This is a genomic window from Neglectibacter sp. X4, from assembly GCF_009917365.1.
Classification (GTDB): Bacteria; Bacillota; Clostridia; order Oscillospirales; family Acutalibacteraceae; genus Acutalibacter.
In genome coordinates this window covers 1-585 of sequence record NZ_QWLE01000310.1, presented here as the reverse complement: position 1 = coordinate 585, position 585 = coordinate 1, and the positions used below count along the sequence as shown (strand labels likewise).

Below are 585 nucleotides of genomic sequence, written 5' to 3'. Positions count from 1 at the left end.
GCTGTAAAGCAGTTTTCGGCTTATTTTTGTGGGCTGAATTGTATGAATGTAAAACTAATCAGAAAAATTACATATTTTTTGAATTTACTCTTGACAATCATGGGAGGGGCGTAGTAAAATGCAAATAAAGTAATTACATTAAAAAATGTAGTAAATGGAGTTTATGCTATGATTTCAGAAAATACTGTTAATATTCACGAAAAGGACATTTGCCGAATGCTTGACGAATTTTTTCAGCCGGGCCGGTATACCGATTTAGCGCCCAATGGGCTGCTGCTGAGTAATGCGCAGGTAATCGACAAAGTTTATACTGCGACTTTTTCAAGCGAGGAGGTATTAGGAAAACTCCGCCGACAGGGAGCGCATGACTGCCTGCTGTTTACACATCATCCGGGTGCACAGCATCCTGAAAGTGAGCCGCCGGTATATTTTTCAGATAGGGATAAGCACTATATGAAGGAAAACCGCATTAGCCACTATAGCATGCACTTGCCTTTGGATCAGCTAGGACCGTATGCACCGGGTATTGCTTTGGCAGGAGAAATGGAATTGACACCTTACTCAAGTTTTTTTGAAGAGGGCGGC

At 41.7% G+C, this 585-nt stretch carries 1 protein-coding gene; it reads left to right on the top strand.

Going from position 1 to position 585, the window contains the following annotated elements; all coding sequences use genetic code 11:
- Positions 1–168: 168 nt before the first annotated feature.
- Positions 169–585, top strand: a 417-nt coding sequence (locus D1841_RS18310) for a Nif3-like dinuclear metal center hexameric protein (protein ID WP_207710218.1), incomplete at its 3' end; no start/stop codon positions are given.